The 5,984-nt window shown below is 72.0% G+C and carries 8 protein-coding genes; 4 read left to right on the top strand and 4 right to left on the bottom strand.

All coding sequences use genetic code 11. The features are described 5' to 3' along the window. Window positions 1–395: 395 nt before the first annotated feature. Window positions 396–1,088, top strand: coding sequence for a M50 family metallopeptidase (locus ACY45C_RS15305; RefSeq protein ID WP_462188270.1), 693 nt, complete (start codon window positions 396–398; stop codon window positions 1,086–1,088). An 84-nt stretch (window positions 1,089–1,172) separates the two neighbouring features. Continuing rightward, window positions 1,173–2,150 carry an SOS response-associated peptidase gene (locus ACY45C_RS15300; protein WP_462188269.1) on the top strand — a complete coding sequence of 326 codons (978 nt, stop codon included), beginning with the start codon at window positions 1,173–1,175 and terminating at the stop codon, window positions 2,148–2,150. Between the two features lie 69 nt (window positions 2,151–2,219). On the opposite strand, the gene ACY45C_RS15295 is transcribed toward ACY45C_RS15300, so the two are convergent. From ACY45C_RS15295 to ACY45C_RS15280, 4 genes are all read right to left on the bottom strand, one after another. Next, window positions 2,220–2,783, bottom strand: coding sequence for an HdeD family acid-resistance protein (locus ACY45C_RS15295; protein WP_462188268.1), 564 nt, complete (start codon window positions 2,781–2,783; stop codon window positions 2,220–2,222). Window positions 2,784–2,990: 207 nt separating this feature from the next. Next, a complete protein-coding gene (locus tag ACY45C_RS15290; protein WP_462188267.1) occupies window positions 2,991–3,185 on the bottom strand; it encodes a ferredoxin in 195 nt (64 codons plus the stop codon). A gap of 272 nt (window positions 3,186–3,457) precedes the next feature. Then, window positions 3,458–3,778: a hypothetical protein gene (locus ACY45C_RS15285; protein WP_462188266.1), complete on the bottom strand. Its 321-nt coding sequence runs from the start codon at window positions 3,776–3,778 to the stop codon at window positions 3,458–3,460. Beyond that, the gene (locus ACY45C_RS15280) at window positions 3,779–3,934 is read right to left on the bottom strand and encodes a hypothetical protein (RefSeq protein ID WP_462188265.1); all 156 of its coding nucleotides are present in this window, start codon (window positions 3,932–3,934) and stop codon (window positions 3,779–3,781) included. It lies immediately after the preceding gene. Window positions 3,935–3,940: 6 nt separating this feature from the next. Between ACY45C_RS15280 and ACY45C_RS15275 the strand changes: the two genes are divergently transcribed. Both ACY45C_RS15275 and ACY45C_RS15270 read left to right on the top strand, forming a co-directional pair. Further along, window positions 3,941–4,672, top strand: a complete 732-nt coding sequence (locus tag ACY45C_RS15275) for a helix-hairpin-helix domain-containing protein (protein WP_462188264.1) — start codon at window positions 3,941–3,943, stop codon at window positions 4,670–4,672. A gap of 22 nt (window positions 4,673–4,694) precedes the next feature. After that, window positions 4,695–5,984: ComEC/Rec2 family competence protein (locus ACY45C_RS15270; protein WP_462188277.1), on the top strand; the 1,290-nt coding region annotated here is incomplete at its 3' end.

Genomic DNA, 5,984 nt, shown 5'->3' with positions numbered 1-5,984 from the left:
CGGCAGACCCGCGAGCGCGAAGTCCAGGTACGAGACGTGATTGATCAGGACGATGCCGCCCCCCGATGCCGGGATGTTCTCCGTGCCCTGGATGTCAAGACGCAGGCGCAGTGCGCCGAAAAGTCCCCGCACCATGCTGACCACCGGCCGGTAGACGTACTCCGCCACGACGGGCCACTCCTCGATGTTCCTCGCGGTCTCACCGGTGTGCCGAATGCGACACGACCTTACCCCCACCCCCTGACACCGGTCGTCGTGGATGTCCGGCGATACCGCGGTCCGGTTTCACCGGAAGGCGACGTCGCGTGCGGGCGGGGGGCAGGATCGATGATGTTCGTATCAGACGTCTGTGGAGGAGCGGGACCAACCGCGCGGATGAGGGAGGGAGAACGGAAATGGAGATTCTGCGCCGGGGCATCGCGGCGCAGCCGGCGCCGCCGCAGTGGGTGCTCGTCGTTGCCGCGATTCTGGCGGCCCTGACGGTACTCAGCGACCGCCTATGGCCGATATCTAGACATGTGATAACAATTGCACACGAAGGTGGACATGCCCTGGCCGCGGTCGCGACCGGGCGCCGCCTGGCTGGCGTTCGGCTGCATTCGGACACCTCCGGAGTGACCGTGTCCTCCGGGCGGCCGACCGGTGCGGGTGTCGTCGTGACCGTCGCCGCCGGCTACACGGCACCGTCCCTGCTCGGTCTCGGAGCTGCGGGCCTGCTGGCCACCGGCCGGACGAGTCTGCTACTGCAGTTGTGCGTGGCGCTGCTGCTGGCGATGCTGCTCGTGATCCGCAACGGTTTCGGGGCCCTGTCCGTGCTGGGGAGTACCGCGGGAATCCTGGCGGTCTCCTGGTTCGCGCCGCAGAGCGTGCGCGCCGGATTCGCCGCGTACATTGCGTGCTTCCTGCTGCTGGGCGCGATCCGCCCGGTGATCGAGGTGCAGCGGGGGCGCCGTCGGCGCCGGGCCGGGGATTCCGATCCGGATCAGCTCGCACGGCTGACCGGACTGCCCCCGACGCTCTGGGTCGGGTTCTTCGGCCTGGTCAATCTCGGCGCGCTGGCCGGTGGCCTCGCCGCGCTGTTCGGGTGACTTTCGCGTTCGGGCGACCCTCGCGTTCGGGCGACCTCCGCGCGGAACCTGCGACCTGTCGGACCCGGGTGCCACACTGGCGCCATGTGCGGTCGGTACACCCAGAAGCTGAAGACCGACGACCTCGCCGCGGCGATGTCCGCTCACGACGAGACTGCCGGCGCGGTGACGGAGAACTACAACGTGGCGCCCACCTCGACGATGCCGATCGTCGTCGCCGAGCCGCGTGAGTTCCCGGACGGCGCTCTTCGGGGTGAGGCGCACCTCCCTCCGGCCGGGAAGCCGCCTCCGGCCGGCCGGACCGAGCGGGTCCTTCGCCTCGCGACCTGGGGGCTGGTGCCGTCCTGGGCCAAGGACCGGACGATCGGCGCAAAGATGATCAATGCGCGGTCGGAGACGGCGGCGACCAAGCCGGCGTTCCGGTCGGCCTTCGCCGCACGGCGCTGCCTCGTCCCGGCGACCGGGTTCTACGAGTGGTTCCATCCGGGTGGCGGCTCGCGGCGGGGGCAACCCTTCTACATCCGTCCCGCGGGCCATCCCGCAACCGGCGGGATCTTCGCGTTCGCGGGTCTCTACGAGGTCTGGCGCCGGGGTGAGGCCCCGCTGGTGACCTTCACGATCCTCACGACCGGAGCCGCCGCGGGGCTGGAGTTCCTGCACGACCGCTCGCCGGTGATCCTGCCCGAGGCCGCCTGGGATCGCTGGATGGATCCCTCGGTCCGCGATCCCGCCGCGTTCGCCTCGCTGCTGTGGCCGGCGCCGGCCGGGGTGGTCGCGGCGCATCCGGTCGCAGCCGAGGTGGGCAGTGTCCGGAACAAGGGTCGTCATCTCATCGATCCCGTCGAGATCGATCCGGTGGTCGCCGCGGCCGTCGCGCAGGCGGGCGGGCGGGCGGCTCTCGCGGTGGACCCGGAGCGGTCCGGTGGTTCCGTCGGCGGTGGTGCCGGTTCGTCCGCGAGGGTGGGCGGCACCGTCGATCTGTCGTTGTTCGGTATCGACCCGGTTGATACCCCCGTCAATGCCCCGGGCAAAGGCACTGCCGCCGGGCCGGGAGGCGGGTGACCCGGCGGGCGCGCTCGGCAATCGCGGGTTGATCCGCCGGAAATCCGGAGAACGGATGGTCGCCGGAGGTCAGGAGTGACCGCGCGGGCGAAGCGCGAGCCCGAGCGCGATCTCGGTGACGCCGGTGACGATCAGTTGGATTCCGAAGATCACCGCTAGTGCCATGATCGTCGCTCCCGGCCAGGTCAGCGCCAGTACGCCGAGGACGATACTGAGCGCGGCCAGGATGAGCGGACCGGCGATGCCGCGACCGGTCCCGTGCGAGGATCTGCTCGCCCAGGTCACCAGGGCCCGGACGACCCCGGTGATGATCAGTATCGCGCCGACGAGCAGCGCGACGACTCGGAGGGTGGCTCCCGGCCACAGCAGCACGATGACGCCGCCGACCGCAAGCATGATCCCAAACAGGGCAGTCCCCGCGGTGTTCTCTGACCGGACCGCGGCGATCGTCTCGCTGATGCCGGAGAGCACGAGTGCCACTCCGGCGAGGACCGCCAGTGTGCCGGCGGTCGCGAAGGGGTTCGTGATCAGTAGAAGTCCCAGCACGGTGACCGCCGCACCGAGCAGGAGCAACGCCGGCCACAGCGCGCTGGGGGCTTGCTGACGTCGGTGCTGCCGGTAGATCGTGGCCATCGAGGCACCTCCCCGGGTCGGGGCTCCGCCCGGAAATGCGCGGGCCGCTCTCGTCAGAAGGTCTCTACCCGGTTCTGGTGAGCCGCTACCGCGACTCATACTCCCGGCCGGCTGCCGGCGGGGTTGGTGCGCCGTGGAGGGTTCGAGCGGTCGGATCCGTTTCGGAGGCGTGCCCTCCAGGGAGTCGGACCGACCGCCACGCCGTGATCAGCTATCGGAGACACTGATCGCCTCGGTTGGGCAGGAGTCGACAGCCTCCTGGATGTTGTCCCACCTGGCGTCGTCGGGTTCCTCGTCGAGGAGGTAGAGGAAGCCGTCGTCGCGGATCTCGAACACGTCCGGGACGAGACGGACACAGGTTCCGCTGCTCGCGCAGCGGTCGTAGTCGACAGTCACGCGCATCGGCGCACCTCCCAGTGGTGCTCCCACAATCAGTGTCGAGCGGACCTTACCGCCGAGCCCATGGCTGCGACAGAACCGGGACCCCGGCAGGCCACTGGGCGGGGGCTGTGGACGACGGGCGGCTGTCCACAGGACGGCGGCAAGCGGAGCGGGAGCCGCCGTGATCGATCTACGGTCCAGCCATGGTCGAATCCACCCCTGGTCCCGGGTACCCGCCGCCGGCCCCGCCGCCGCGCTTCCCCGTCCGCGCATTTCCGTCTGAACCGTCCGTTTCATCGCGATGGCCATCGCTGGACCTGCTGCCGTCGGACGACGCCACCGTGCCGCTGCGTCCGCCGGACCCACCAGTAGACGGCTCGGCTGGTGGATCCCGCCGCGTTCGCGACGCCACGTTCACCAAAGACGAGCAGGAGATCGGTGGCGACGAGTCCGACCTGGTCGGGATTCGCGAGGGCGTGTTCCTCGATGAGGACCGGGCCGCCGACGGATGGGCCGCGGACGAGCTTGCGGCGGACGGAGCTGATCTTGGTCGGCCGGTCGCCGGTCGAACGGATCGGCGCCGCCTGCTCCATCCCCGCCCGTTCCACCCCCATCTAGTCCACCCCCGTCCGGGGCGCGAGATGGACGATGGCGAGGACGAAGGCGGCCGGGGACCTGATCGCGGGCCATCGGCCGGCCGGACGGCGCCGGGAGTTCCGCGGGGCGATCTGGTTGGCGTCATCCGCAGGCGGCTTCCAGCTACGCTGCATGGCATCATGGTGGCGCCGGCAGCCCAGGCCGCCCTCGTTCTCGCGTTGGTCGCCCTCGCCGCCGCGCTCATGACCGCCTGGTTCTCCTGGCAGCACCGCCCGGTACCGCTCGCCTCCTCCGAGGTCGGTACCCTCCGGACGGGGGAGTCGGCGGCGGCTGGCAACGCCCGGTCGGACCACTCGGACCACGGGGCCACCGGTCCCACCTCCGCCACGGATACGAACGTGGCCTCGGCACCGACGACCAGGGCCGCCCGCACCGGGGCGAGCGGCGAGGTGGTGGTCGACGTCGCCGGCCGGGTGGCCCGGCCGGGTGTCGTCCGGCTCCCGGCGGGCGCGCGTGTGGTGGATGCGATCGAACGCGCTGGGGGAGCGATCCCGGGCACCGACACGACCGGCCTTGCCCTGGCCCGGATGTTGGTCGACGGGGAACAGGTCCTCGTCGATGGCAGGCCCGGCCCGGCGCCGCCTGGGCAACCCGCAGGTACCGGCCTCGGGCCCGTCGGCGGGAGCACCGCGAGCGCCGCCGGTTCCACCGCGGCGACCGGTCCGATCGACCTGAACGCCGCGACCGCCGAGCAGCTTGACGGTCTGCCCAGGGTGGGGCCCGTGCTGGCTCGCCGCATCGTCGAGTGGCGCACGGCGCACGGGCCCTTCCGGTCGCCCGAGCAGCTCGCGGAGGTGACCGGAGTCGGCGACAAGCGGCTGGCCGATCTGCTGCCATTGCTGAAGGTTTGACGCTCCGGTGGTCGACGTCGGGATGGAGACGGGACTCGCGCTGCCGGAACGGCCGTCCGGGGCTTCCCGTCCGATGGACGCCCGGCTGGTGGGCCCGGCGGTTGCCGGCACCTGGCCGCCGTCCGTTCCGTTGCTGGGCGCCGCCGGTGCGGTGCTCGTCGCGGCTCCGGTGTTCCTGCTGGTCCGGGTCCGCCCGCGGGGCGCTCGGCCGACTCGCCCAGGACCGGGCGGCGATCGGGCCGAGGTGGCTACGGGCGGGTCCCGTCCGTCGCAGTCGCAGTCGCCGCCGCTGTCGCCGTTGCCGTTGCCGTTGCCGTCGCTGTCGCCGTTGCCCTCGCAGCCGCGTAGCGCGCTGCTCACCCGGGGCGTCGGGCGGCGCTCCGCCGTCGCCGTCGTCGTTCTCACGGCCCTCGTCTTCCTGGCCGCCGGGTTTTTCGCGGGTGGACTGGCGGCTCGTCCACGTGACAGCGGCCCGCTCGCCGATCTGGTCCGGCATGGCCGTCTGGTCACAGCCGAGGTCGTCGTCACCGACGATCCCCGCGCCACCTCCTCGTCCACCGCGGTCCGGACGGGAACCGGGCCCGGAGCCGGAGAGGGCGCTGGCGGCGCCGATCGCGTGACCTTCGTGATCTCCGTCCGGGCGGAGCGCCTCACCGCGCCCCCGGCGGATCTGCGGGTCCGGGCCCCGATGGTCCTGCTCGCGCGGGGCGGCGGTTGGGGCGCTCTGCTGCCCAGCCAGCACCTGGTCGTCTCCGGCAGGCTCGCCGAACCTCGGGTCGGTGACACCGTGGCCGCCGTTCTGTTCGCCAACGGCCCACCGCGGACCCGCGGCGGGCCCACCATGATCCAACGAATCGCCGGGGGGCTACGGGCCGGGCTGCGTCGAGCCGCTGGGGGACTGCCCGAACCGCGTCGCGGGCTGCTACCCGGCCTCGTGGTCGGCGACGTCTCCGGGCTCGACGACGCGGTGCGCGCGGACTTCCGCGCCGCCGGAATGTCCCATCTGACGGCCGTGTCCGGTAGCAACGTCGCCATCGTGACGGCCTCGGCGCTCTACCTCATGGGATGGACCGGGCGTGGGTCACGGTCGCGCGCCGCGGTGGGAGCCCTCGCCCTCGTCGGGTTCGTCGTGCTCGCCCGGCCCTCGGCCAGCGTGCTGCGTGCCGGGGCGATGGGTCTGGTCGGCCTGCTCGGGCTCGCCATTGGCCGTCCCAGGGCGGTGCTGCCCTCCCTGGCGGCGAGCGTGATCGTCTTAGTCCTGGTGGATCCCGCGCTCGCCCTCTCGGTCGGCTTCGCGCTGTCCGTCCTCGCC

The sequence above is a fragment of the Frankia sp. CcWB2 genome, assembly GCF_977927585.1.
Note: the sequence above shows the minus strand (reverse complement) of the source record. Positions and strands in the feature narration are given on the sequence as shown.